General features: G+C 70.2%; 18 protein-coding genes. 5 read left to right on the plus strand and 13 right to left on the minus strand.

Annotated elements, in window-relative coordinates; genetic code table 11:
- Positions 1–275: 275 nt before the first annotated feature.
- The 5 genes from AC07NS_RS13660 to AC07NS_RS13680 all read right to left on the minus strand — a co-directional run bounded on the left by AC07NS_RS13660 (position 276) and on the right by AC07NS_RS13680 (position 4,593).
- Positions 276–1,931, minus strand: a complete 1,656-nt coding sequence (locus AC07NS_RS13660; protein WP_494604020.1) for an FAD-dependent oxidoreductase — start codon at positions 1,929–1,931, stop codon at positions 276–278.
- A 23-nt stretch (positions 1,932–1,954) separates the two neighbouring features.
- The gene (locus AC07NS_RS13665) at positions 1,955–2,101 is read right to left on the minus strand and encodes a hypothetical protein (protein ID WP_494604022.1); all 147 of its coding nucleotides are present in this window, start codon (positions 2,099–2,101) and stop codon (positions 1,955–1,957) included.
- A 57-nt stretch (positions 2,102–2,158) separates the two neighbouring features.
- Positions 2,159–2,980 carry an alpha/beta fold hydrolase gene (locus tag AC07NS_RS13670; protein WP_494604023.1) on the minus strand — a complete coding sequence of 274 codons (822 nt, stop codon included), beginning with the start codon at positions 2,978–2,980 and terminating at the stop codon, positions 2,159–2,161.
- Between the two features lie 290 nt (positions 2,981–3,270).
- Complete coding sequence (locus tag AC07NS_RS13675; protein WP_494604025.1) at positions 3,271–3,792, minus strand: Dps family protein; 522 nt, start codon at positions 3,790–3,792, stop codon at positions 3,271–3,273.
- Positions 3,793–4,011: 219 nt separating this feature from the next.
- Positions 4,012–4,593, minus strand: coding sequence for a helix-turn-helix transcriptional regulator (locus AC07NS_RS13680; RefSeq protein WP_494604027.1), 582 nt, complete (start codon positions 4,591–4,593; stop codon positions 4,012–4,014).
- Positions 4,594–4,754: 161 nt separating this feature from the next.
- On the opposite strand from AC07NS_RS13680, the gene AC07NS_RS13685 reads away from it, so the two are divergent.
- Together AC07NS_RS13685 and AC07NS_RS13690 are read left to right on the plus strand one after the other, a co-directional pair.
- A complete protein-coding gene (locus AC07NS_RS13685) occupies positions 4,755–6,299 on the plus strand; it encodes a sensor histidine kinase (protein WP_494604028.1) in 1,545 nt (514 codons plus the stop codon).
- A gap of 399 nt (positions 6,300–6,698) precedes the next feature.
- On the plus strand, positions 6,699–6,851 hold the full coding sequence (locus tag AC07NS_RS13690) for a hypothetical protein (RefSeq protein WP_494604030.1): 153 nt from the start codon (positions 6,699–6,701) through the stop codon (positions 6,849–6,851).
- 40 nt (positions 6,852–6,891) lie between these two features.
- Here AC07NS_RS13690 and AC07NS_RS13695 read toward each other — a convergent pair whose 3' ends face one another.
- The 8 genes from AC07NS_RS13695 to AC07NS_RS13730 form a co-directional block, all read right to left on the minus strand.
- Positions 6,892–7,539 carry a response regulator transcription factor gene (locus tag AC07NS_RS13695; protein ID WP_494604032.1) on the minus strand — a complete coding sequence of 216 codons (648 nt, stop codon included), beginning with the start codon at positions 7,537–7,539 and terminating at the stop codon, positions 6,892–6,894.
- A gap of 56 nt (positions 7,540–7,595) precedes the next feature.
- Positions 7,596–7,958, minus strand: coding sequence for a response regulator transcription factor (locus AC07NS_RS13700; protein ID WP_494604034.1), 363 nt, complete (start codon positions 7,956–7,958; stop codon positions 7,596–7,598).
- Positions 7,959–8,057: 99 nt separating this feature from the next.
- Entirely contained in the window at positions 8,058–10,352 is a 2,295-nt protein-coding gene (locus AC07NS_RS13705; RefSeq protein ID WP_494604036.1) for an acyl-CoA dehydrogenase, read from the minus strand.
- 223 nt (positions 10,353–10,575) lie between these two features.
- Positions 10,576–11,808 (minus strand): pectate lyase family protein, encoded by a 1,233-nt coding sequence (locus AC07NS_RS13710; RefSeq protein WP_494604037.1) that lies wholly within the window; start codon positions 11,806–11,808, stop codon positions 10,576–10,578.
- 308 nt (positions 11,809–12,116) lie between these two features.
- Complete coding sequence (locus tag AC07NS_RS13715; RefSeq protein ID WP_494604039.1) at positions 12,117–15,560, minus strand: TonB-dependent receptor domain-containing protein; 3,444 nt, start codon at positions 15,558–15,560, stop codon at positions 12,117–12,119.
- A gap of 199 nt (positions 15,561–15,759) precedes the next feature.
- Positions 15,760–18,897: a sugar-binding domain-containing protein gene (locus AC07NS_RS13720; RefSeq protein WP_494604041.1), complete on the minus strand. Its 3,138-nt coding sequence runs from the start codon at positions 18,895–18,897 to the stop codon at positions 15,760–15,762.
- Positions 18,894–21,542 (minus strand): glycoside hydrolase family 3 protein, encoded by a 2,649-nt coding sequence (locus AC07NS_RS13725; protein ID WP_494604043.1) that lies wholly within the window; start codon positions 21,540–21,542, stop codon positions 18,894–18,896. The genes AC07NS_RS13720 and AC07NS_RS13725 overlap by 4 nt, the downstream gene beginning before the upstream one ends.
- Positions 21,542–21,886 carry an HU family DNA-binding protein gene (locus tag AC07NS_RS13730; protein WP_494604045.1) on the minus strand — a complete coding sequence of 115 codons (345 nt, stop codon included), beginning with the start codon at positions 21,884–21,886 and terminating at the stop codon, positions 21,542–21,544. Before AC07NS_RS13730 ends, AC07NS_RS13725 begins: the two co-directional genes overlap by 1 nt.
- 298 nt (positions 21,887–22,184) lie before the next feature.
- Here AC07NS_RS13730 and AC07NS_RS13735 point away from each other — a divergent pair, with 298 nt between their 5' ends.
- From AC07NS_RS13735 to AC07NS_RS13745, 3 genes are read left to right on the plus strand one after another with little or no spacing between them, the layout of a single operon-like run.
- Positions 22,185–22,793 carry an RNA polymerase sigma factor gene (locus AC07NS_RS13735; RefSeq protein ID WP_494604047.1) on the plus strand — a complete coding sequence of 203 codons (609 nt, stop codon included), beginning with the start codon at positions 22,185–22,187 and terminating at the stop codon, positions 22,791–22,793.
- Positions 22,771–23,718 (plus strand): FecR family protein, encoded by a 948-nt coding sequence (locus AC07NS_RS13740; protein WP_494604048.1) that lies wholly within the window; start codon positions 22,771–22,773, stop codon positions 23,716–23,718. Before AC07NS_RS13735 ends, AC07NS_RS13740 begins: the two co-directional genes overlap by 23 nt.
- Positions 23,715–26,768, plus strand: a complete 3,054-nt coding sequence (locus AC07NS_RS13745) for a TonB-dependent receptor (protein ID WP_494604050.1) — start codon at positions 23,715–23,717, stop codon at positions 26,766–26,768. The genes AC07NS_RS13740 and AC07NS_RS13745 overlap by 4 nt, the downstream gene beginning before the upstream one ends.
- Positions 26,769–26,879 lie beyond the last annotated feature (111 nt).

Genomic DNA, 26,879 nt, shown 5'->3' on the forward strand with positions numbered 1-26,879 from the left:
GCGGCTTTAGACCGCCGGTCCACGATGGAACGTCCCGACGGTCCGTGGCGGGTGTGAACCGAATTTGGTCCCGCCGCCTGTTTCGGACGGTCAAATCAGCGTCGCGAGCGAGTGCCTGTTTCGGTCAACACCCGCCCCTGTGGCGGGAACCCCTGGTTCAACTGACACGTGAGAAGCAAGCGACGTGCTGAGCACGTCGCCTCCTCCGCCCTTGCGGCGGACAGAGGGGTTCCCGCCACAAGGGCGGGAATGACGGGAGATAAGGGGGAAGACCCCTACCGCGCCCGCACCGCCTCCAGGTGCCGGTGGATGGCCGAGACCACGACCGAGCCCTCGCCCACCCCGGCCGCCACGCGCTTGATCGAGCCCGAGCGCACGTCGCCGACGGCGTAGATGCCCGGCTTCTCGGTCTCGTAGGCCGAGCGGGCGCCGGCGACGCCGCTTTCGCCGGTCAGCACGAAGCCCTGCTGGTCGAGATCGAAGCAGCCGGCCAGCCAGTCGGTGTTGGGCTGGGCGCCGATCATCACGAACAGCGCGCCGGCGTCGACGACCGTCTCTTCGCCCGTCTTGCGGTCGGTCCAGCCGATGCGGCGCAGGGTGCGGTCGCCCTCCAGACGGGTGACCTCGCTGAACGGATGCAGGGTGATGCGGGCCGAGCTTTCGATGCGCTGGACCAGATAGTCCGACATGGTCGCCGCCAGCCCCTCGCCGCGCACCAGCATGTGCACGTGCCCAACGGTGCGAGAGAGGAACATCGCCGCCTGGCCGGCCGAATTGCCGCCGCCGACCACGACGACCGACTGTCCGCGACAGAGGTCGGACTCCATGGCCGTGGCCGCATAGTGGATCGCCTGGCCGTCGAAGCGGTCATAGTCCGGCACGTCGAGCTTGCGGTAGCGGGCGCCCGAGGCGATCACCACCGACAGGGCCTGCAAGGTCTGGCCGTCCTCGAGCTTCAGCCGGTAGGGATGGCGCTCGCAGTCGACGCCGATCACGGCGCGCGACACCGCCAGCCGGGCGCCGAACTTCTGGGCCTGGACCTGGGCGCGGCCGGCCAGGGCCTGACCGGAGATCCCTGTGGGAAAGCCCAGATAGTTCTCGATCTTGGAACTGGCCCCGGCCTGGCCGCCAGGCGCCAGGCCCTCGATGATCACGGTGGAGAGGCCTTCCGAGGCGGCGTAGGTCGCCGCCGAAAGGCCCGCCGGCCCGGCCCCGACCACGGCGACGTCGAACACCTGGTCGGGGTCGAAGCGCTCGGTCATGCCCAGGCGGTCGGCCAGGACGGTGGTCTCGGGATTGAGCATCACCACCCGGTCGGGCGTGACCACCGCCGGCAGGTCGCCCAGGGTCAGGCCGTGCTGGCCAAGGCAGCTGGAAGCGTCCGGATCGTTGTCGGCGTCGACCAGCCGCAGGGGATAGCCGTTGCGCACGGCGAAACGCTCGATGCGCAGAGTGTCGGGATCGTCGGGGCGGCCGATCAGCACGATGCCGACCTGGCCGTGATGCAGGAAGCCCATCCGCCGCAGGATGAAGGCCCGCATGATGATCTCGCCGATGTCGGGCTCGGCGGCCATCATGTGCGCGACGTCCTTGTGGGCGACGCGCACCACCCGGCCGGGCGCCACCACCACCGCCCCGACCAGCAGGGCCCGGGCGCTGACCTGGTCGAGCTCGCCGCTGAACTGGCCCGGACCATGGACGGTGATGATCTCGTCGTCGCCGACCTCGCCGGTGCGGGTGATCCCGACCTTGCCTTCCAGCACCAGGAAGAAGTCGGCCCGACGGTCGCCGCGACGGAACAGCACCTGGCCGGGGACGATGACTTCCTCGACGCCATAGGCCGCCAGCCGCTCGGTCTGCTCCGGCGTCAGCACCGGAAAGATCTGGGCGGTGCGGGCGTAGGGATCGTCGGCGGCGAGCGGCTTGGTCATGGGGGCTTCCTGGCGGCGAGGCTCTAGTTCGGGGGACGTCCCTGGACGGAGTCTTGAACGGAAACGGCGGAACCGGCCGGACGGCCATGGGGGATCACCGCGACGAAGGCCGCAAGGGCGAACATGGCCGCGGCGGCCGTGCTGACGGCCAGTTTCTGGATGTCGGTCACGACAAAGCCTCGTGGTGAGTGACGGCGCCGCCCGCGCGGGCGGACGGCGCCGGGGCCTCAGGCCTGCAGGAAGGCCAGCAGGTCCTGGTTGAACTGGTCCTTGTGGGTGACGACCAGCGCGTGGGGCGCGCCCGGATAGACCTTCAGGGTCGAGCCGGGGATCAGGGCGTGGGCCAGCTGGCCGGTGGCGGCCAGCGGCACGACCTGGTCGTCGTCGCCGTGCACGACCAGGGTGGGCACCGTGAACTTCGCGACGTCGGGACGGAAATCGGTCTCGGAGAAGGCCGTGACGCAGTCGTGGGTGGCCTTGATCGAGCCCTGCATGGCGATCTGCAGGGTCTGGGCCAACAGGGCCGGCGACGCGGCTTCCGGGTGGTGGTTCGTGCCGTAGAACAGCGCCCCGAACTTGTCGATGAAATCGGCCCGGTCGGTCAGGACGCCGTTGCGGATCCAGTCGAACACCGACTTGTCGACGCCCTCGGGGTGGTCGTCGGTCTTGCCGAAGATCGGGGTGACGGCGCTGATCAGGGCCGCCTTGGCCACACGGGCGGTTCCGTGCTTGCCGATGTAGCGGGCCACGTCGCCGCCGCCCATCGAGAAGCCGACCAGGGTGACGTCCCTGACGTCGAGATGGTCGAGCACGGCGGCGATGTCGTCGGCGAAGGTGTCGTAGTCGTAGCCTTCCCACGGCTGGCTGGAGCGGCCGAAGCCCCGGCGATCGTGGGCGATCACGCGGAAGCCGCGCGAGGCCAGGAACATCATCTGGTATTCCCACATGTCGGCGCTGAGCGGCCAGCCGTGGCTGAAGAACACGACCGGGCCGGCGCCCCAGTCCTTGTAGTAGATCTCGGCGCCGTCGGGCGTGGTGATGGTCGGCATGGGTACTCCGCGGGCTTTGGGGAACTCGAGGCGCGCCCGGCGGGCCGCCCGGTCGCCGGCGCTCGCCGACGACGGGTGGACGCTAGGGGCCGAGCCCCCTCGCCGCTTGCACCCCATGCCGGTGTTTAGGCTCCAGGCGCCGTGAAGCCGGCGACGAAGGACCCGCGCCGCAATACACGGCAAAGCCCCGATCGAAACGTTCAAACGCCCGGCCCACGGGGAATTCCAGACACGAAAAAGCGCTCCCCCGGCTACCGGGAGAGCGCTCGATGATGTCGGTCAGAAAGGGTTCAGGCGCGGTCGCGACGGCCGGACTCGAACAGGAACCAGACTCGCTTTTCGGTCTCGTCGATCCAGTTCTCCAGCAGGCTGGCGGTGGCGATGTCGCCATGCTCGTCGCAAGCCGAGTGGGCGGCCCGCATGGCGGCGGCCAGGGCGCCGTTGTCGTCGCGCAGCTCGGCCAGCATGTCGTGCGGCTCCACATAGTCGGCGTCGTTGTCGAGCACGCGCTGGCTGCGGGCGATGTGGCCGATCGAGCGCAGGGTCGTGCCGCCCAGCTTGCGCACCCGCTCGGCGATCGGGTCGGTCATGGCGTAGAGCTCGTCGCCCTGCTCGTCGAACATCAGGTGGTAGTCGCGGAAGTGCGGGCCCGAGACGTGCCAGTGGAAGTTCTTGGTCTTGAGGTAGAGGGCGAAGACGTCGGCCAGCAGCGCGGTCAGGGCGGCCGAGATATCCTTGGCGGCGGCCTCGCCCAGGCCCGTGGGCGTGGTCAGCGGGGCCAGGCGGCGCGAGCGGGCGGTTTCGATGTCCATGGTCTTCAGTCTCCTGGAAGGATCGTCGGCGACATCCTGACGCCGGATGGGAAGGATCTCTTGGCGATGCGCGGCGCCGGCTTGTACGGCCGCGCTCTTTCGGACGGTTTGAGCGGGCGGCGTCGCGATGCTGGGTTTCGACAAGACGTCCGGCGGCGGCGTGTCCACGCAGGGCGCATGCGCCACGAACCATCCTCGCCGAACGCTCCGCCCCTCGGCTCAGGCCCGCTTCAGCGAGCCCGTGACCAGGGCGCGGCTCCACGGGCGGTTCTCACGCCGCCAGGCATGGGGCGTCTGGCCGGTGTGGCGGCGGAAAAGCCGCGTCAGATGGGCCTGGTCAGCCAGGCCGCAGACGGCGGCGATGTGGGCCAGGCTCTCGGCGGTCTCCAGCATCAGACCCTGGGCGTGCTCCAGCCGGCAGCGCATGATCCAGGCGTGCGGGGTCTCGCCGGTGCTGACCTTGAAGGCCCGGCAGAAGTAGCTGGCGCTAAGCCCGACCAGGGTCGCCAGGCTCTCGACATGCAGGCTGCCGTCGAGATTGGCCTCGACATGGGCGGCGACCGCGCGGATCTGCCAGCCGGCGAGTCCGCCGCGGGCGGGACCGCTGGCCCGGGCCGGCGCGTTGGGCCGGAAGCTGCGCTCCTCACGGGAATTGATCAGAACGGCGGCCAGGCGATCGAGCATCGCCCGCGCCGAGCCGAGGTCGTCCTCCAGGGCGGCCCGCGCCTGCTCCAGCAGCCAGATCGCCTGGGGCGGGCTGGAGGCGGACGGGGCGGTTTGGGTCTCGATGGTGCGCAACATGGGTCCGGCCTCCTGCCGCCTCTGATGACCGCAACCTTAGAGACGCAACGGGCCGCCAGGACACCGAACGGACGTAGGCCGGGCGTACCGACTTGGTTGGCGCGCCCCAGACCTTGGTATGGGGTCCCGGCGAAGGCGGAAGCCGGGCTATGAAGTTTCCCATGCTCGCCCAGCCCTTCCCCACGCCGACCAGTTCGCCGCTAGGACGCCGCCTGCGGCTGGGCGGCGCCGCCGCGATCGCCGCCGCCGTCTTCGTGGTCGACACCTTCACGCCGCTGTCGAGCGCGGTGGCGGTGCTCTACGTGCTGGTCCTGCTGCTGGTCGGCGAGGACCTGCCAGGCCAGCGATTGTGGGCAGTGACCCTGGCTTGCGCCGCCCTGGCCACGACCAGCTTCGCCGTCGCCCACGGCCGTGCGCCGCACCTCGCGCCCACCCTGCGGCTGCTGGTCAGCCTGGCGGCCCTGGGCGTGGCGGCCTTCCTCACCGGACGCAACCAACAGGCCCGCCAGACCCTGAGCCTCAGCGAGGCCCGCTACCGGACGATCTTCAACACCCTGGCGGTGTCGATCTGGGAGCATGACTTCCGACCAGTGCAGGCCGCGCTCGACGTCATCCGCGCCCAGGGCGTCACCGACCTGGCCGACCACCTGGCGCGCCATCCCGAGCTCGTGCGCCAGATCAAGGCCAATGTGCGCATCACCGACGTCAACGCCACGGCCCTGACCATGATGGGCGTGACCGACAAGGCCGACTTCTTCGACCGGCTGGACGAGCTGCTGCCCGAGACAGACCAGACCTTCGCCCAGTTCCTGGTCGCCTTCGGCGAAGGCCGGCGCAGCTTCGAGACCGAGACCGTGGTGCGCAGCCGCACCGGCGAGCTGATCCCGGTGATCGTGGCCCTGAACTTCCCGGCCGACGCCCGGGGGCTGGACCGGGTGCAGGCCTCAATCGTCAACCTGACCGAACGCCGGCGGATGCAGGAACGGCTGGACCGCGCCCGCGCCGAGCTGGAGCACGCCCTGCGGGCGGCGACCCTGGGCGTGCTGTCGGCCTCGATCGCCCACGAGGTCAACCAGCCGCTGGCGGCGATCTCCAACGCCGCCGGCGCCGCCCAACGCTGGCTCGACCGCGACAAGCCCGACCTCGACGAGGCCAAGGAGGCCGTCGCCGACGTGGTCACCGCCGCCGCCCACGCCGCCGAGGTGGTGCGTGGCATCCGCGGCCTGATCGCCCACGCCCCGGCCGAACGGGAGGCCCTGGTCGTGGACGGCCTGCTGGCCGCGTCCGCCCGGTTCGTGGCCCGCGAAGTCGCCGAGCACGGGGTCGAACTGGTGCTTGAGGCTCAGGCCGGCGAGACGGTGGTCCACGGCGACCGGGTCGTGCTGCAGCAGGCCCTGGTCAACCTGATGCTGAACGCCTTGCAGGCCATGGCCGGCGGCGCGGAGCGACGCCTCTCGGTGCGCTCGGCCCGCGACGGCGACGAGGCGGTGATCGAGATCGCCGACACCGGTCCGGGCTTTTCGCCCGAAGCGGCGGAGCGGGCCTTCGAGGCCTTCTACACGACCAAGTCCGGCGGCATGGGGCTGGGCCTGGCCATCTGCCACTCGGCCGTCGCGGCCCATGATGGACGGATCGCGATCCTGCCGAGCGACGCCGGGGCGCGGATCGAGATCCGGCTGCCGGCCGCTCAGCGCCTTCTGCCGTAACGCCCCCTATGGAGCCAGGGCCCTCCTCCGCCACCGACATTGTCCCGGTGAGCGGACGCTATCCGGGCCCACAAAGGGTGGGAAGCGGGCCCCTCCCTCTCTCATGGAGAGAGGGAGGGGCCCGCGCCGTAGGCGTGGGAGGGTGAGTGGGTAGGCGAAGCCCGTGGACGATCTTGGCGACGATCTTGGCGCTGTTACGGGCGACGTGCCGGCACGCCGGCTGAAGGTGTAACCACTCACCCTCCCATGCTTCGCATGGGCCCCTCCCTCTCTCTAAGAGAGAAGGCGCGCCGCACATGACTTCCGCTCCGGGTCGCAAGCGGAGCCCCTTATCAACTCAGGATGGAAAACGGGCGTGAGGTTCTCTATCGTTCGTTCCTGAAACGAAGGAGATCGGTCGTGTTCCTGAGAGCCCTGCTTTCCCGCTTCGAAGCCAAGCCGCTCAAGATGACGGCCCTGGTGATTGTCGCGATCGTGGCCGCACGCCTGGCGGGCGAGTTGGGGATCGGCTTCGTGGACGGGGTCATCACGGGTTTCACGGACGGGATCTAACCGACCGCGGAAGGTCTGGAGACCGAGGGGCTAGAGGTCCCTACCCCGCCGCCCGATCCCGCTCCAGCGCCTCGGCCATGCGCACCAGCTCCGCGAAGGAGCCGGCCTGCATCTTCTTCATCAGGCTGCCGCGGTGGAGCTTGACGGTGATCTCCTGGAGGCCCAGTTCGCCGGCGACCTGCTTGTTGAGCAGGCCGGCGGTGACCAGGGTCATGACCTGCTGCTCGCGCGGGGTCAGGCCATCGAAGCGAGCCTTCACCTCGGCGACGTCGCGGGCCAGTTCACGGCGCTTTCCATCCTTGGCCAGAGCGGCGGTGACCGCGTCGATGACGTCCTGGTCGCGGAAGGGCTTGGCGAGAAAATCGACCGCCCCGGCCTTCATGGCCCGCACCGTCATCGGCACGTCGGCATGGCCGGTCATGACGATGACGGGCGCACGCACCCGTCGGGCGGCCAGGGCCTCCTGGAGGTCGAGGCCGCTCATCTTGGGCATACGCACGTCGACGAGGATGCAGCAGGCGCTGTCGGGCATCGGGGCGTCTAGCAGGGCCTGGGCCGAGGCGTAGAGCGCCGTCTGCAGGCCGACCGACCGGAACAGCTTGTCCATCGAGCCGCGGAACAGCTCGTTATCGTCGACGATCAGCACGGTCTGCGCCGCCTCGTCCGCCTGTCGTTCCGCCTTGGCCATCCCCGCCTCCACCAAGTGATCCTGGGGCCCCCGCCCCTCTTCCGACAAGCGCCGCCTCAGGCCTCGCCGAGCAATGCCTTCAAGCTGGCCTCGATCCGGTCGGGCGCGCAGGGTTTTTCGAGAAAGTCCCGGGCGCCGGCCGCCAGGGCCTGGTCGCGCATGTCCGGAAAGGCCGTGACCACCACCACCGGCAGGTCAGGATGGCTGCCCCGCAGGCGGCGCAGCAAATCGAGACCCGAGATCTCGGGCATGTGGATGTCGGTGACGACCACGGCCCAGGTCTCCGGCCCGGAGGCCAGGAAGCTCGCCGCCGAGCCGAACACGCCGACCTCCAGCCCGAACGAGCGGATCAGCCGCGCCAGGCCGGAACGGACGAGGGCGTCGTCGTCGATGACGGCGATGGCGCGCCGGCGGGACATGGCGTTTCTCTAAGCACGCCCGGAACTTGGACGCTGACGGGGAAGCCTTAGCCCCCCGCCCTCGACCGCGACACCCATACAGTGGTTTAGGCGCTGGGCTCAGATGTTGGGTTGGGGCGCCTCGAAGCTGCGCGGCTCGCCGCGGTCGATCGGGGACGGCGGACGCGGCGCGGCGTCGCTGCGGACAGGCGCCGGCGCGGCCAGCCCGTCGTGAGCGAAGTCGTCGACGGCGATCACCTCGGCCACGGCCTTGTCAGCGGCGTCGAGGGCGGCGGCCTCATCGGCGGTGATCAGGCCCTGCTCCCAGGCGAAACGACGGTCGCGGACCTTTGCGGCCTTCAGGCGATCGTGGATCGGCTGTGTGGCCACTACCCGCTCGAAGGCGTCGATCAGCTGGCCCACCGCCTCTTCCTTGCCGCCGACATAGACGTTCTCGACCAGGCGGTCGCGGGTTTCGGACGGCTGGATCAGCAGTTCGGCGCAGGCCCGCGTGACGTTGTCCGACGGACCGCGACGGCGGGCGCCGAACGGCAAGATGGCGGCGCGCAGCAGCCAGCCGGCCAGGCGGTTGGGCAGGTTGGCGAACAGCTCGTCGAAGCGCTGCTCGATAGTGGCGAAGGCGGTGTCGGCGCACCAGTGCAGCAGCGGGAAGTCGGCGTCCTGGCGACCCTCGTCCTCCCAGCGCTTCAGGGCGCCGGACAGGAAATAGAGCTCCGACAGGATATCGCCCAGCCGCGCCGACAGCATCTCCTTGCGCTTGAGGTCGCCGCCGAGGGTCAGCAGGGCGATGTCGGAGGCTAGGGCGAAGCTGGCCGAATAGCGGCCCATCTGGCGGTAGAAGCGGGTGGCCCGGCCGGCGTTCGGAACAGGCGAAACCGCGCCGTTCGTCCAGCTACGAGCCACCGTGCGCAGGCCGTTGCGGAGGCTGTGGGCGACGTGCTTCCAGAAGGCTTCGTCGAAGCGGTCCAGATCCTGCTCGCCGATCGCCAGGATCTCTTCCAGCATGAACGGGTGCGCGCGGATCGCGCCCTGGCCGAAGACCATCAGGCTGCGGGTCAGGATGTTGGCGCCCTCGACGGTGATGCCGACCGGCACGGCGCGGTACTGGGCGCCCATGTAGTTGCGCGGCCCCTCGATGATCGCCTTGCCGCCGTGGACGTCCATGGCGTCGTTGACGACGACCCGCATGCGCTCGGTCGCCCCCGATTTCAGCAGGGCCGAGATCACCGACGGATGGTGGCCGAGATCCAGGCCGACGCAGGTCAGGCGGCGGGCGCCATCGACGAGGTAGGCGTTCCCCGCGATGCGGGCCAGGCGCTCCTGCACGCCCTCGAACTTGCCGATCGGCACGTTGAACTGGCTGCGCACCCGGGCGTAGGCGCCCGTGGTCAGGGCGCTGAAGGCGGCCGCCGCGCCCGACAGGGCCGGCAGCGAGATGCCGCGCCCGGCCGCCAGGGCCGTCATCAGCATCTTCCACCCCTGCCCCGCCCGCTCGGCGCCGCCGATGACCAGGTCCATGGGGATGAAGACGTCCTTGCCCCAGTTGGGACCGTTCTGGAAGGTCTGGAAGGCCGGCAGGTGGCGACGGCCGATCTCGACGCCGGGCGTGGTGGTCGGCACCAGGGCGCAGGTGATGCCGACATCTTCCTCGCCGCCCAGATAGCCGTCAGGGTCGCGCAGCTTGAAGGCCAGGCCCAGCACCGTGCAGACGGGACCGAGCGTGATGTAGCGCTTGTGCCAGTTCAGGCGGACGCCCAGCACCTCGCGGCCTTCCCAGGTTCCGCGGCAAACCACGCCCTCGTCAATCATTGCTCCGGCGTCGGAACCGGCCTCGGGGCTGGTCAGGCCGAAGGCGGGCACCTCGCGGCCGTCGGCCAGGCGGGGCAGCCAGTGGTCCTGCTGGGCCTTGGTGCCGAAGCGCAGGATCAGTTCGCCCGGCCCCAGGGAGTTGGGCACCATGGTCGTCACCGCCGCCGACACCGAGCGGGTGGCGATGCGGCGGACTATCTCGGCGTGGCCGTAGGCCGAGAAGCCGAGGCCGCCGTATTCCTTTGGGATGATCATCCCGAAGAACTTGTTTTCCTTCAGGAAGGTCCAGACCTGCGGCGGCAGGTCCCGGGTCTTCCAGGTCATGGTCCAGTCGTCGAGCATGGCGCACAGCTGCTCGACCGGCCCGTCCATGAAGGCCTGCTCGTCGGGGCGCAGCTGGGGCCTGGGGAAGGCCAGCAGCTCGTTCCAGTCCGGATCGCCGGTGAACAGCGCCGCGTCCCACCAGGTGTCGCCGGCGTCGATGGCGTCGCGCTCGGTCTGCGACAGGGCCGGCATCACGCCTTGCCCCCATTGGAAGATCGGCCGGGTGAGGAGATCCCGGCGCAGGGAGGAGAAGCTGGTCATGACGCCCGCCTTGGTTACTGGTCGGGGGTCAAACGCGTTTCTAAGCCCGAGCGATCCTTCTCCCCTTGCGGGAGAAGGTGGCGGCCGAAGGCCGTCGGATGAGGGGTCGCGCTGACGTCGGACGCCTCACTCGGTCTGACCGCTGCACGCGGCTTTCAGTTTTGAGAGACCCCTCACCCGACCTCCCTCCGGGAGGCCACCCTCTCCCGCAAGGGGAGAGGGATCAGTGGGGGTAGCCGCCGACTTCCTTCTCGTCGTCGATGACGCGGCCGGTTCCGGTCTTCACCTGCCGCAGCACTCGCTGGTCGACGGCGTCGCGATCCCACGGACGAGCCCCGGCCGTAGCCAGCACTACCGCCTCGACCTTCGCGACCGGCAGCGGCTTGAAGCCCTTGGGCCACAGCGGCGCACGCTCCAGACGTCGCACCTTCGGCAGCGGCGTCGTCGGCAGCACGCGCAGGTCCGGCATCGGACGGCCGTCGGCGTAGGTCGCGTGGTTGTCGTGGGCGTAGAGGTCGAGGTCGCCCTGGCCTTCGACGATCAGGAACGGCAGGTCCGGCCGGGTGGACGCGCCGCCCTTCACGATGTTGCCGACCAGGGCCAGCTGACCGACCTGCCAGGCGCGGCCCTCCCATTCGGGGGCGTTCAGCGCATAGTGCATGGCCCGCGTGCCGGGGTCGTAGACCAGGTTGTTGGCCGACACCGCGTGGACCGCGCCCTTGAACAGCTGATTGCGCTCCAGATTGTGGGCGTAGAGGTTGCCGACGATCAGCACCTCGGTCGCATTGTCGTGGATCAGCGTGCCCTTCGAGTGCTCGCCCTTCACGTGGCTGGCGTGGGACAGGCCCTCGGCGACGATGTTGTTGCTGAAGGTGATGCGGCGGGAGGTTCCGTTCCGCCAGGCCTGCACCGTGTCGCCGCCATCGAAGCGCGGGCCGGAAGCCGAGAGGTTCTCGTCGGTGGCCCAGGCGATCGAGCAGTGATCGACGACCACGTCATGGGCCTTCCAGCAAGTGATTCCGTCGACCTCCCAGCCGCTGCGGTCGGGCGCGCCGTCACGGCCGGCGCGGACCCGCAGGTGGCGCAGGACGACGTCGTGGCTCTCCACCTGGATTCCGCCGCGGATGAAGGTGATCCCCGGCGACGGCGCGGTCTCGCCGGCGACGGTGAGGAAGGGCTCGCGGATGCGGATGCTCTTGCGGCCAAGGTCGATGACCCCGGCGACGTCGAACACCACCTTGCGCGGTCCGGCCGCCTCGACGGCGGCGCGGAACGAGCCGGGACCGTCGGGGGCCAGGGTGGTGACGCGGATGACGCGGCCGCCCTCCCCGCCCTTCGCGCTGGCCCAGCCGGCGGACGCAAGGTCGGGAGCTTTGGCTTGGGCGGCGGCGGGCAGCAGCAGTCCGGCTCCGGCCAGGACGGCGCGCCGGTCGATCGGCATGAGGTCTTTCATCATCGGCCCTCTGGCTCGCACTAAAAAGAAGCGGCGGAGGACCGCAAGGGTCCTCCGCCCAAGCCGCCTTCGAGCCCTGGGGGGACAGCCGAAGGGGACGGCCGCCGCGCGGAGGGGCGCGGCGGGCCAGTCTTTGGATGGGAAATCTCCAACCCAACCGCTCCTCTCATCGTCATCCCAGCCGCAGCGAAGCGGAGAGCCCGGACCCAGGGGCGACCGCAGTGCGCCGGCCCCTGGGTCCCGGGTCTGCGGCGCTACGCGCCTTCGCCCGGGATGACGAAATTTAAGAGCGGGATCTGTGATGAAGGTCCCTAGTACTTGTAGCGAACGCCGATCCGGTAGTTGGGGCCGCTGCCGCCGTAGGAGAGGATCACCGGGTCGGTGAAGGTGAAGCGTTCGGACTTCTCGTCGGTGATGTTCAGCGCCTCGAAGGTGATGGCGACCTGCTTGAGCGGCTGGTAGCGCATCGAGAAGTCGACGTTCATCGTCGATTTCGCCCCGTCGAACTCGTTGATCAGCGGGCCGTCGCAGGCCGAGCCGTTGGCCTGCAGGCCCGGGTCGCAGTTGCCGGCCCCGACCGGGTACTTGGTGTAGTACTCGTCGCGCTGGGCCATCGAGACGCGGGCGTTGAACTTCTTGGTCTCGTAATAGACCGTGAAGTTGACCCCCTTGGGCGAAGCGCCGAGCCACGGGCCCGTGCCGTAGACCGGGGCCTTGGTCACCGCGCCGGTGGTGGCGTTCACCGCGCCCGGGTCGAGGATGTACTTCAGCTCGGTGTCGAGCTTGGTGACGTTGAACTGCACGCCGAGGTTCTTGAAGTACCAGGGCAGGAAGGTGAAATCCTGCTGGTAGCTGAACTCGAAGCCCTGCAGCACCCCGCCCGGCGCGTCGCGGACCTGGCGGGCCAGCATGACGTTGTCGGCGTCGATATAGGCGCGGCGGAAGACGTCGCCGCCGGTCTCGCCAGGGAACTGGGCCCGCAGCTGGGCGATGGCGTCGGCGTCGAGGAAGGCCGACAGCGGGGCCTCGTAGAAGACGGTCTGCGGGTAGGAGTCGATGTCCTTGCGGAAGTAGCCCAGGCTGATCAGGCCGCCCTTGGCGAAGTACCACTCGGCGGCCACGTCGAAGGCCTTGCCGCGGAACGGCGAGAGCTTGGGATTGCCGACGGTGAGCGTGCCGCCCGTGACCGAGCCGTCGCCCGGGATGCTGACCCCGGTGATGGCCGGCGACAGGTTGCCCAGCAGCGGGCGGGCCATGACCTTGGCGGCGGCGAAGCGGATGTAGAGGTTGTCCCAGGCCTCCCAGGTCAGGTTCCCGGACGGCAGGGTGTCGCTGTACTTGTTCTCGCCGGTGATGCGGCGGCCGGCCGTGGTCTCGCCGGCCGACTCCACCTCGGTCTCGGCCTGGCGCACGCCGATATTGCCGAACAGGCGGCGGCCGCCCCAGACCTCGTAGTTGAAGCCGAACTGGGCGTAGTAGGCGAGGTTCTTCTCGGCCACCTCGAACGAGGCCGAGCGGTTGCGCTTCCGGGTGATGCGGAAGTCGCCGTACTTGTTGATGCAGTTGCAGGTGAAGCCGAAGACCTTGTCGAAGGCTTCCAGGCTGGGGGCGAAGAAACGGGTCGTCGAGCCGGTCGGCACGTCCAGGCCCTGGCCGAACTCGATGACCTGGCCGAGCGAGGCGACGCTGACGCCGGCTTCCTTTTCGGTGGGGTTCAAGAGGTCGTTGTTGCGCTCGTACTGGTCGGTCGAGAACTCGTACTTGCGGCCGGTGACGCCGAACTTCAGGGTCCAGTGCTCGTCGACCTCGTAGGTCACGTCGCCCTTGATCCCGTTGTAGGTGTTCAGGGTGTTGCGCGTGTAGTTGCGCATCCCTGAGAAGCCCTTGACGATGCCCCACTTGGTCGGGTCGGCGGCGTCGAATCCGGCGTCGAAGCGCGGCATGCCCTTGGCGCCCCGCTCGTCGAAGATGAAGGCCTCCTGGGCGTCCATGTAGTTGAACTCGACCAGGGTGCCCTGGTTCTTGTTCTCCGAGCGCGAGGCGCCGTAGGCGACCACGGCCTTGAGTTTATCGCTGAACTCGTGGGTCAGCTCGGCCGAGACCTGGCGGAAGTCGGTGGTGTAGGCGCCGCGGTCGGCGCCCGAGCGCCAGTCGACGTTGCCGAGCTTCAGATATTCGGCGTTCTGGCCCACCACCTCGGCGTCGAGCAGCTTGACCGACGGGCGGCCGATCAGGTCGCCGCGGAACGGCAGGGACGCGGCCGGGCCAGCGTAACCGGGCGAGGACGGGTTGGTGTAGTACTCGTAGGGATCCAGGTTGTACGGATTGTAGCTGTAGGCGTAGCCGCTGACCGGGGTCGAACCGTAGAGCTGCTGGCCGCAGTCCTGGCCGGGGTTGAGGTCGGTCTCGGCCGTGAAGGTGCAGCCGCCGGGATAGAGGGCGCGGCGCTGGGCGTCGGTCATGGCGCTGCCGGCGCGGGCCGTGGCGGTGGGGGTATTGGCCCCGTACTGGTAGCTGGCGTTGGTGTTGTTGCGGTTCAGCCCGACCGGCGAGAGCTGGTAGTTGGTGCTGACGCTCTCGAACCGCGAATAGAGGCCGTCGACCGACAGCTTGGTGCGCGGGCCGATCTCGAACTGGAACGAGCCGGTCAGGCCCAGGCGCTCGGTCTCGACATCGCGCTGGGCGATCGAGGGCAAGGCGGGAAAGCGGATCAGGCTGTCGTTGCAGCCCGGCGAGACCGGGGTCAGGGTCGCCACCGACTGGGCCGCCGCGGCGGCGCAGTTGGGATAGAGCTTGGCGTAGGCGGCGGGGTCAGAGCCGGTCAGTTCCGCATAGGCGGCCGGATTGGCGATCGGGTTGTAGTAGTTGGCCGGATTGGCCTTGTAGGCGTCGAGCGCGGCCCCGGTCAGAGTGGTCGGGATCAGGGCGGTGAACACCGTGCCGGTGGGGGCTGCGAAACCGGCGCGGCCGGGCAGTTCGTCGCCGGTCCAGGTCGAGCCGCGATAGGTGTAGTCGGCCGAGCCGCCGCCCCGGGCGTAGGTGTCGTCTTCCGAGGTGCGCTTGGCGTACGCGGCCGAGAGCAGCAGGCCCATGCGGCCGTCGAACCAGCGGTTGGACACCAGGCCCGTGATGCGCGGGCTGTGCTTCTTGCCGTTCTCGTAATAGCTGTCCTCGGCCGACAGGGCGAAGGCGCTCTTCTTGTAGTCGAAGGGCCGGCCGGTGATCAGGTCGACCGTGGCGCCCAGCGAGCCTTCGTCGGCCTCGGCGGACGAGGACTTGCGCACCCGCACCGAGCTGAACAGCTCCGAGGCGAAGGCGTTGAAGTCGAAGGCGCGCGAGCGGTTGGGACTGGCGCCGGAGTCGTTGGCGGCCCCGGTCGACAGGGCCTCCATGTTGTTGATCCGTACACGGCTGAAGTCGCCCGACAGGCCGCGCACGCTGATCGTGCGGCCCTCGCCGTTGTCGCGGTCGATCGAGATGCCCGGCAGGCGCTGGAGGGACTCGGCGAGGTTGGCGTCAGGGAAGTCGGCGATGTCCTCGGCGTTGATGGCGTCGAGCATGACGTCGGAGTTCTTCTTGGTGTCGATGGCGCTGCGCAGGGCGGCGCGATAGCCGGTGACCACGACCTCGCTAACGGCGTTGTCGGTGATCGGCTGGTCGCCGGCCGGAGCTGGCGTGGCCGCCTGGGCCATGGCGAGCGCGGGGCTCAGCAGCACCGCCAGCGAGGCTCCGGCCAGCAGCCGCGAACGCGGCATGGGCTTGTTCCGATTAGTCATTTCCCTTTTCCCTCCCATTATGGATCGCGCCCTCGGACGCGTCGGATTTGGCGCAAGCGCTCCCGTGCGCCGCGCCAGGGGCGCGGCGGCGGGAAGGCCGTTGCTGATCTCTTGGTGTGGTCTCGGACGGCCGGCGGACCGGCCGTCAGGTCAGGCTCTAGGCGCTAGACATCGTCGCTCACCCTCCTGGGCTCGTGATCGGATCGGCGGCCAGCCAGTCCAGAGCGTTGCTGAGCCAGCGGGCCTGGAGCGGCGGGGCCATGTCGGGAAGCCGGTGGACCAGCGCGCGCATCGCCCCCTTGCGGGCGATCAGGCTGGCGGCGCCGTTGCGGCGGTCGTGGTCGCGGCTGTAGGCGGCGATCACCTCGACACCCTCCCCGTCCACCAAGAGGCCGTTGGAAGGCTGGCCCTCGACCTGGTGCAGCACGCTCATGGCGCGGTCGGCGGGGATCCCGGCGAAGGTCGGGTGAGACCGCACGTAGTTCCAGTTGCCCATCCACGGCGCACGCAAGCCGCCGACCTGGCCGGCGTAGGTGAAGAGGCCAAGGCCGGAGAGCTGCCGGGCGACGCCTTCGGCCAGGCCGTCTTCCTGCACCATGGCCAGCAGCGGCGTTCCGGCGGCGACGGCGGCCAGCACGTCGGCGGGCAGCTCGCCCAGCACCAGCTCGACCTTCTCGCCCTTCTTAGGCTGGGCCTCGAGGCCGGTCTGCTCACCGACCTGGCGGCGGACGATCTCGTCGGCCTTCAGCCCCTGGGCGACGATCCCGTCGTAGCGGACGCCCGGTTTGAAGTCCTCGACCACGACGCCGGGCTGCTTCTCCAGCTGGCCGCGCAGGCTCTTGGCGACGCCGGAGACGGCGAGCTTCAGCTTGCGGCGCGGCGCGCCGTGCGGTGCGGCGATCCAAACCTCGCGATCAGAGACCACCTCGCCCGAACCGGCCAGCACCAGGCGGATAACGTGTCGCCCTTCCCGCTCGAAGGCCGGGGTTCGGACGCTTTCGGCGACAAGCCAGGACAAGCGGTCGGGTTCGTGGGCTGGGACAGGCCAGCGTCTCGCCGCCCGTTCGACGCCGTTAGGACCGATCACGCTGAGCACGAGGTCGCCGGTCACGGGCTTGCCGGTGTCGTTGAACAGCCAGAGATCCAGCTCGGCCGCCTCGCCCGGGGCGTAGGCCAACTTGCGGGGCTTGGCGACGGCCAGGACCGGCCGCAGGCTTTGGCTCATCAGGGCTGGATCGGCCTTGAAGCCGCGCAGCGCGTCGACGATGCCCGAGTGGTTCTCGATCGCGGTGCTTTCCCAGCCGGAGATGGCGGCGACGTCCACCGTTTCGCCCAACCGGATGTTCTCCAGGTAGTTGCGCCAGGCGTCGTAGGCCTTGGTCCCGACCGACAGGAACAGGGCCTCGGTCGTGGGAAAGGCCTTGCGGAAGCCCCAGCGGTCGAGGAAGGCGCTGGTCGCCCCGACGATCGCCTTGTGGTCTTCGAGGTCGTAGCTCTTGCCGCCCCTGGCCAGGATCTCGGCGACCATGGCCACGTGGTTGTCGGCGACGGCGCAGCCCTGCATCTCGCCGAACTCGACGATGAACGGCTTGCCGGTCTGGCGGTGGATGTAGTCGTCCTTGCCCGCGTAGAAGCGGTCGTACCACTGGTCGCCGGCGCCCTGGTGCTCGACCCACCAGCCGCCCCACTCTTCCACGTCCGAGCGGTAGTAGCGGTCGCTGTACGGCAGATACATCGCCTGGGCCGCGCCGCGCTTGACGAAGCCGTCGTTGAGGATGACCGCCCGGCTGGGATCGAGGTCGTGCATGGCCTTGAGCACGAACTGCACGTCGGGATTGGCCAGGTTCGCGCCGATCTCGTTCTGCAGGGTGTAGTGGGCCAACGACGGGTGCGAGCGGAAGGCCCGCACCATGGCCTGACACTTCTCGACCATGAACTGGCGGCTGAAGGCGTCGGCGGGGTTCAGGCTCTCGCCGGGCTTCAGGTCGCGGCCGATGGCGTGGCGGCCGCCGCCGGGCTCCATCACCCGCAACAGGCCCATCTCGTCCATGGCCTGGAAGACCTCGGGCTTGCCGACGTTGCGATGGAAGTGCAGCGCGTTGAGGCCGAGCGTCCGGGCCGAGGTCACCTCGCGGCGGGCCAGCGCCTTGGTCGGCCACAGGCCGTTGAAGCCCCAATAGCCCCAGGAGATCGCCGAATAGAGCCGGATGCGACGGCCGTTCAGCCGCAGCAGGGCGTTGGTCCCCACGCCCTCGACGCCGAACCAGCGGAAGCCGAAGCGGACCTCGTGGGTATCGACGTCCCGCTTGGTCTCCGCCCACGACAGCCGCAGGCGGTGCAGGCGCGGCGTATCGAGATCCCAGAGATCGGCCTTGGACGCGGTCACCGTGAAGCGGGCGCGCAGCCGGCGGCCGCCTTCGAGCGCTTCCAGGGTTTCGAGCTTGATGTCGGCGGCGACCGGCGCGCCCTGGTCGTCGACCAGAGCCGCTGAGGCCTTGGCGCGCAGCTTCGCAGGATCGGCGACGGGCTTTTCCAGCGCCACGTCCATGAAGGCCGTGACCGTGCGCGCTTCCGGGGTGTTCAGCACCCAGGCGTCGTCGATGCGGGCCGTCAGGGGATGGACGCTCAGCGTCAGGCCGCGATCGAGACCGCCGAAGCCGTGCGAGGCGAACAGCTTCACCTTGCCCCAGGCCATGGTGGTGCTGTCGCGCCAGTCGAACCGGCCGCCGGGATTGGTGATGCGGATGGAGAGGCGGTTGGCCTGGCCCGGCTGCATCGCCGCCGTCAGGTCGCAGGCGAAGGGCAGCTCCGACATGATCGAATAGCCGACCAGCCGCTCGTTCAGGAACACCTCGGCCCGCAACCGCGCGCCGCGCAGGTTCAGCAAGACGCGCTTGCCCTTGGCCGAAGCGGGAATGTCGATCGCCCGCGACCACCAGGACACGCCCTTGTAGGCGCCGTAGCGGGGCACGTCGTCGTCCTCGGCGTAGCGGTATTCGTCAGCGCCATAGGGCCGCGAGGCGAACTTGCCCCAGAAGTGCTCCTCCACCGTGGTCGGCAGGCTAACGGTGATGGCGTCGGTCGCCTTCAGCGCGCTCCAGCCGCCGGTCGGCGGATTGATCGGCAGGGCCGCCAGATCGACGGCGCTGGGCAGGTGCAGCGCGTCGTCCTTCCACGGCGCGGCCTGGTCGATCCACAGGCTCCAACCTTCGTCGGGCACGGCGAGAAGGTCGGCGGCCGACGCGGGCGCGGCCATGCCGGTCGCGGCGAGGCCGGCGCCGCCGGCGGCGAGGAAGGATCGGCGATCGAGCTTCACGGCAGCACCTTGCGGCCGGCGACGTCGAGACGGGCGGCGACGCCGGCGGGCTTGGCGAGGCCCGGACGCGAGACGGGCTGGCCGCCGCCGATCCAGAGATCGACCGCCCCGGCCTCGACCGCGCGCACGCCGGCGGCATCGACGACGCTGAGGGCCGAGGGATCGAGATCGAAGGTCAGGGTTTTCGTCTCGCCGGCCTTCAGCGCCACGCGCTGGAAGCCCTTCAGCGACCGGACCGGCGCGCCGGCGCTGCCGCGCGAGACATAGAGTTGGGCCACCTCGTCGCCGTCTCGCCGGCCGGCGTTGGTCACATCGACCGAGACCTTCAGGCCCTCGCCGGCCTTCACGGTCCTGGCCAGTTTCGGCTGGCCGTACTTGAAGGTCGTGAAGCTCAGGCCATGGCCGAACGGATAGAGCGCCTCGCCGCCGAAATAGCGGTAGGTGCGCCCGGCCATGCCGTAGTCCTTGAACGGCGGCAACTGGTCGGCCGAGCGGTAGAAGGTCAGCGGCAGACGGCCCGACGGATTGAAATCGCCAGCGATCAGCCCGGCCACGGCGTGACCGCCCTCGCCGCCCGGATACCAGGCCTCGACGATGGCCGGCAGCTTCTGGTCAGCCCAATTCACGGCCATGGCCGAGCCGTTCATCAGCACCAGCACCACCGGCTTGCCGGTGGCGTGCAGGCCTTCCAGCAGCGCCTCCTGCGGGGCCGGCAGGTCGATGCGGGTGCGGTCGCCGCCGGCGAAGCCCGGGGCGCGGACCGACATCTCCTCCCCCTCCAGCTTGGCGGTCAGGCCGCCGACGAAGAGGACGAGGTCGGCGTCCTTGGCGGCGGCGATCGCCGCTTCGGCGCCCTGGCTGGGGCGGCTCCAGGTCAGGCGCTGGTCGCCGCGGTCGCCGTCCTGCCAGGCCTCGACGGTGATGGCGTGGACCTGGCCGGCGGTCAGGGCGACGGCCCCTTCCGGCGTGGCGTCGGCCGGACGCTTCCAGGCGTCGACCACCACCTTGCCATCGACGATCACCCGATAACCGCCCTCGCCGCGCAGGGTGAAACGGTGAACGCCGGTCTCGGTCGGCTTGAGGTAGCCGGTCCAACGCGTTGACGTCTGGCGCTTTTCCCGCTGCGGACGCCCCCAGGCGACCTGGACGTTGGCGGCGGTGTCGGCCTTGGCCTGGCCGGCCAGCTCCAGGCCCAGGAAGGTCTCGACCTTGACGCCCTTGGCCGTACAGGCGGCGTCGGCGCAGAGGGCGTCGCTCGGCAGCGTCGCCATCGGCGCGCCGACTAGGCCCGTGCCTTCGACATAGGTGACCTGGGCGTCCGGATAGCGGGCGCGGACGCCAGCCAGCACGGTCACCGGCTTGGAGGGCGTGCCATTGTAGTTGCCGACCAGGGCGTCGAGGCTGTCGGCGTTGGGGCCGATGATGGCGATGCGCTTGGGCGCCGCCTTCAGCGGCAGCAGGCCGTCGTTCTTCAGCAGCACCATCGAGGCCTGGGCCGTCTTCAGCGACAGGGCGCGGTTGGCCGGCGTGTCATTGTCGGCCGGGGTGATGGCGGCGTAGGGACCGGTTCCGGGCGGGTCGAACAGCCCCAGCTTGATACGGGCGACGAACAAGCGGCGGACGGCCTGGTCGAGGTCGGCCTCGCTCATCAGCCCGGTCTTCACCGCCTCGACGATCGGACCGATCTCGGCGCTCTTGTCGGCGCCGAACTCGGCGCAGATCAGGTCGGTGCCGGCCTTGACGCTGACGGCCACGGCCTGGGCCGGCGTCTTCACGTAGCTGTGCGAGGTCGGCAGGAAGACGTCGGCGATGGCGGCGCAGTCGGAGACGACGTGGCCCTTGAAGCCCCACTTGCCGCGCAGGGTGTCCTTCAACAGGAAGTCGCTGGCGCAGGCGGGTACGCCGTCGACGGCGTTGTAGGCGCACATGACGGCTTCGACCTTGCCCTGCTTCACCAGGGCCTCGAAGGCCGGCAGGTAGGTGTCGGCCAGATCGTGCTTGGACGGATGGATGTCGTCGTGGTGGCGGTCGGCCTCGGGACCGCTGTGCACGGCGAAGTGCTTGGCGGTGGCGGCGGTCTTGTAGTGGGCCAGGTCTGGCCCTTGCAGGCCCTGGACGAAGGCTGTGCCGAAGGCGGCGGTCAGGTGCGGATCCTCGCCCCAGGTCTCCTGGCCACGACCCCAACGCGGATCGCGGAAGATGTTGATGTTGGGCGACCAGACGGTCAGGCCGCGATACTGGGCGACCGCGCCGTCGGGGTCGCGCTTTTCCAGGTACTTGGCGCGGAACTCGGTGGCGATGGTGTCGGCCACGTCGTGGATCAGGGGGACGTCCCAGGTGGCGGCCATGCCGATGGCCTGCGGGAAGACCGTCGCCTCGCCGGCCCGGGCGACGCCGTGCAGCCCCTCGCTCCACCAATTGTAGGCGGGAACGCCCAGGCGCGGGATGGCGGGCGCGGCGTGCTTCAGCTGGCCGGCCTTCTCCTCCAGCGTCATGCGCGAGACGACATCGGCGGCGCGGGCTTCGGGCGAAAGGCTCACGTCATGGAAGGCGTCGGCGGCGAACGCGGCGGCGGGCGCCGTGGCCAGCGCCAGGGCGAGCATGGAGACGAGGCCTAAGCGACGGCCGGGAACGGAAACACGCATCAAACATCGCCTCGGGAAGAGTTCAGGTCGCGCAGCAGCTTACGGTCAGGACGCCAGACGACGGCGCGTTCACCGCCGAGATCGGCGCGGGCGCCGCTGGAGGGATTGACCAGACCGTAGCGGCGCTTGTCGCGGATTTCGAAACGGCCCAGGCCCGGCAGCTCCACGGCCTTGCCCTCGAGCAGGGCCTGGTGGATCTGGCGGCACAGCGAGCGCGTCAGCATGTCGCCGACATCTGTCTGGAACGCGCGCCCGATGTCGAAGACGGGCTCCTCGGCGGGTCGGGCTTCAGCTTCGGCGCGGCCGTCCGGCGACGCTTGCGAGTCGCGTGCAGAGCTGTTCATGGCGCCGCCTCCCCTTCCCAATCGCGGCCTTTGTCGGCCGTCTCGCCCGGATAGCCACCGGTGTCATGATTGAAATAAGCATGTCGCAATCACGACGAAAAGCGAAAAAGGTACCGGTAACTTAAATAATTGCGGGAAATTTCAGCAAGTTTTCACCTGACCACGAACGACGTTTCCGCCTTGCCGATCCGCACAAGAAAATCGCGCCGGGTGCATATTTTTTGCCGCGCATTGATCCTGCGGACATTCGCCAGCATCGTCCGCCCACCGGCCAGAACCGGAGAAGTGGGGAGGCCCCGTGTCGAGGGCGGAGCGGCCAGAGGCTCGCGACAAATCCGAGCTGTGGGGGGCCGAGCTGTGGAAAGACCGGTCGGCCTATCGCCGCGCCTACGCCCAGGACTGGAGCGACCTGTGCGCCTTCCTGCGCGCGCGCTTCGGCGGCGGCCCGCCCGATCCCGAGGACGTGGCCCAGCAGGCCTTCCTGAAACTGGGCGAGCGGCCGTCGGACAAGACCCTGGAAAGCCCCCGCGCCTTCGTGTTCCGCGTCGCCATCAACCTTGCGCTGGACGGCCGGCGCAGCCGCCAGCGGACGGCGCGGCTGCTGGACGTCTCCGGCCCGGCCTTGGAGCCGGACGCCGCGCCCGACGTCGAACGGACCCTGATCGCGCGCGACGACCTGAAACTGCTGGAAAAGGTGGTGGCCGGCCTGCCCGAGCGCCATCGCCGCTACCTGGCCGCCAATCGCATCGAGGGGCTGAGCTTCGCCGAGATCGGCCGGCGCGAGGGGGTGTCTGAAGCCCTGGTGCGCAAGACCATCGACGAAGCCGCCGCCGTCTGCCAGCGCGCCCTGGCGCGCGGCGTCATCGACTATAGAGGCCTGTCCCGTGAACGCAGCCGTCGATCCTGACTCGCCGATCGGGCGGGAGGCCCGGGCCTGGGCCCTGGCGATGCTGGGCGAGCCGTTCCCACCGGAGCGGTCGGCGCAGCTGCGCGCCTGGCTGGACGTCGATCCCTCGCATGTCCGCGCCTACGAGGAGGCCGAGGCGCTGCTGCTGGCGCTGGGCCAGGTGGAGGCCCTGAAACGACCGACTGGGCGCTCTTCCCCTCGTCGCGCTCCGGTCGGCTGGATGGCCGCCGGCGCGCTCCTGGCCGCCTGCCTGGCCGCCTGCCTGGCCGCCGCCGTCGTGCTGGCGCCGCCGCCCGCGCCGTTCGAGGCCGGGACCACCGCTCGGCAGGTGGCGTTGAAGGACGGCAGCACCGCGGTGCTGGCGCCGGGCGCGCGCCTGGCCCAGGCCTCACGCTGGAACGATCGCGGCTATGTGCTGGAGCGCGGCGAGGCCTTCTTCGCGGTGCGCAAGGCAGACGGGCGGCGCTTCCAGGTGGCGGTCGGCGGCGCCGAGGTCGAGGTGCTGGGCACCCGGTTCGACACCCGGGCCGGGGCCGGCGGCCAGGTGCGGGTGGCGGTCGAGGAAGGCCGAGTGGCCGTCTACCAGGGCCGCGAGCGCCGTCAGGTCGCGCGGCTAAGCGCCGGCGACTACGTGCAGATCGACGGCGGCCGCGCCCAGACCGGCAAGCTGGCCGCGCCCGCCGAGGCGGCGGCCTGGCGGACCGGACGCCTGGCCTATGCCGACGCGCCGTTGGGCGACGTGGTCGCCGACCTCGCCGCCCGAGGCCAAAAGGTGCGGGCGACGCCGCGCGCCGCGCGCTTGCGGATCACCGCCAGCTTCCAGTTCGACCAGGCCGACCGCTTCATCGCCAGCCTGCCGGAGATCCTGCCGGTCGGCGTGCGGGTCGCGGCCGACGGAAGCCGTACGATCGACGCGGCAAAATGAGGATCGCGCCCGCGATCGGCGCGCTGGCGGTGGCTTGGCTGACAGCCTCGTCGGCCCATTCAGCGCCAGCCGACCGGCGGTTCCCCTTCGACCAGCCGGCCCAGCCGCTGGCGACGGCGCTGCTGGCGGTGTCGGCCAAGACCGGCGCACCGATCGCCGCCCCTGCCGCCCTCACGGCCGGACGGCGCGCGCCCAGCCTTTCCGGCTCGATGTCGCTGGACCAGGCGATGCGGACCCTGCTGGCGGGTTCGGACCTCGACTTCACGATCTCGACGGGCGGGGTCGTGTCGCTGAGGCGGCGCAGCGAGGTGGTGGTCACGGCGCCGTCGTTCAGCCGCCCGCCGGCTCCCGTGGCCGAGATGGAAGAGCTGATCACCGTCTCGGCGATCAGCGTGGTGGCCCGGCCCCTGGCCGAGCCGACGCAGGACGCGGCCCGCGACGCGCCGGGCCAGGTGGACGTACTGCTGGAGGAGCAACTTCGGGGCGCAGGCGCCCTGGGCCTGGCCGACGCCCTGCGGCAGATCCCCGGCGTGGCGGCCGGGCCGGAGGCCGGCGAGGCTCGCCAGATCGCCGTGCGCGGAGTCGGCGGCCGCTTCACCCGCGTGCGCGTCAACGGCATGGAGACCCTGGCGACTTTCGGAGCCAGCAACGCCATCGGCGGCACCAATCGCGGCCGGGCCTTCGACTACAACGTGTTCGCCGCCGACCTCTTCAAGCAGGTCCGCCTGCAGAAGACCGCCTCGGCCGACCTCGACGAGGGCTCTCTGGGGGCGACGGTCGACATGCGCACCCGCTCGCCTCTGGAGCTGCCCCGCCGGCATGCGATGCTGGCGGCCGAGGCCGGCTACCAGACCCTATCGGACCGCGTCCGCCCCCGGGTGTCGGCGGTGCTGTCGGGACACGACGCGGCCGGCAGGCTGGGCGTGCTGGTCTCGGCCGCCTATTCGGGCCGCTCGACGCTGGAGGCCGGGGCCAGCGCCGGCCAGTGGGAGACCGGAAACGCCGTCGCGCCTGGCTTCGGCTCCGCCCTGGCCCCGCTGGACCTGGCCAGCGTCAACGCCGCCCTGCACGCCCGCATCCCGCGCCTGGAACTGGTCGAGATCGACCAGCAGCGCCTGGGCCTGACAGGCTCGCTGGAGTGGCGGCCCAGCGAGGCGACGCGCGTGGCGCTGGACGTGATCTACGCCGAACTGCGCTCGAACCGGCGCGAGAACCTGTTGGAGAGCTTCACCTTCCGCACGCCGGGCGTCTGCGGCGTCCCGGCCGATCCGCGCTGCGGGCTCAACGCCGTGACGGTGACGAGCGGCGACATCGTCATGTATGGCGGCCGCAAGCCGGTGCTGATCGCCGGCCGCTTCGACGGAGTGGACGTGCGCTCCGAGGCCCGGCGCGACGAGTTGAGCACCGTCTTCCGCCAGACCACCCTGGCGGCCAGCCATCGGTTTCGGGAGGGCGTCGAGGGTCGGGTGCTGCTGGGCTTCAGCCGCTCGGACTTCAGCAATCCGGTGCAGCAGACGCTCTATCTGGAGCAGTTCGACGTCGACGGCTTTTCCTACGACTTCTCCGACGGCGACCGGCCGGCCCTGAGCTTCGGCGACGCGGCCCTGACCAATCCCGGCGCCTGGACCGCCAGCGAATTCCGGTCGGATCCCAACTGGGTGGACAACAGCTACCGGTCGCTGGCGATGGACCTGGAGGACCGCACCGGCCCGATCGACTGGCGCGTGGGCGTGCTGGCCAAGACCTATCGCAGTGTCGGGGCGGCGCGGATGCGCTCGGACGGCGGGATCGGCAACGTCAACAGCGTGCTGCCCGGCGGTCTTTCGGGCTTGTCGGTGGCCGACTACGCGCGGCTGGTCGGCCAGGGCGTCGACTTCGGCGTGGCCGGCGCGCCGGGCCAGTGGCTGGCCTTCGACGTGGCGCGGGCTCTGGCGGCGGCCTGCCCCGACGCGGCCTGCTACGAGACCGGCCCCGGCCCGGTGGCGGCGCTGAACTACGCGGTGACCGAGCGAGCCGACGCGCTCTACCTGCAACTGGCCGTGCCGCGCGACACGAACCGCCGGGTCTGGGGCGAGGCCGGGGTGCGGGCGGTGCGCACGGGTATCGAAGCCGGCGGACTGGATGTCGCCCCCGACGCCGGCCTGCGCTGGACGACGGCGTCGAACGCCTACTGGTCGGCCCTGCCGTCGATGAACCTGGCCTGGAGCGCCGTTCCCGATGTCGTGGTCCGGTTCGGCGCGGCGCGGGTCATGGTGCGGCCCGACCTGATCAGCCTGCGGCCGGGCGTGGGGCTGTCGACCACCGGGGCCAAGTCGGCCTCGTCGGGCAATCCGCACCTGCGTCCGACGCGGGCCGACGCCTTCGACCTGTCGGTGAACTGGCGGCCCAGGCCCGGCCTGCAAGTCACGGCGGCGGTTTATCGGAAGAACATCGCCACGACGGTGCAGTCGACGACGACCCGCCCCGCGCCATTCGCCGCCAATCCGTTCGGCTTGCCCGACAGCGTGGCGGCGGCGGCCTGCGGCGCGGCGCTGGACTGCTCGCCGACCTTGCCGATCTGGCAGTTCTCACGGCCGATCAACACCGGGCCAGGCCACCTGACCGGGGCCGAGGCCTCGTTCCGCGCCGCCTTGGGCGAGCATTGGACGGTGCAGGGCGCGGGCGCATACACCCGCACGGTGGTGCGGCTGCTCGACCAGACGGGGGCGTGGGTGGACATGCAGGACGCCCTGGGCGCGCCACGACTGGCGGCCAACCTGGCGCTGGCCTACCAGCGGCAGGGCCTTGAGGCGCGGGTCGCCGTCAGCCATCGCGGCCGCTACATCGCCACCATCCCCGCCCCCAACGGCGGCGACGTGGACGGGGTGGATCCGCTGACCACGCTGGACGCCGCAGCGCGGCTGGAGCTGTCGCCGAGCCTGACCCTGACGGCCGAAGCCTCGAACCTGGCCGGCGCGCCGCAGCGGCAGTTCAGCGACCGCACGCTGATCCCGACCTACCGCCACGACACGGGGCGAGAGCTGCGGGTGGGGTTGCGCTGGCGGATGTGAGAGCTCCTCTTTAGCTCGTCATCCCGGCCGAAGCGAAGCGTAGAGCCGGGACCCAGGGGTCGCCGCAGGACGCCTGCCTCAGCGAAGGGCGGCGAACCCAGTCGCCGCGCC

It is taken from the genome of Caulobacter sp. GW821-FHT10A10 (genome assembly GCF_059415745.1).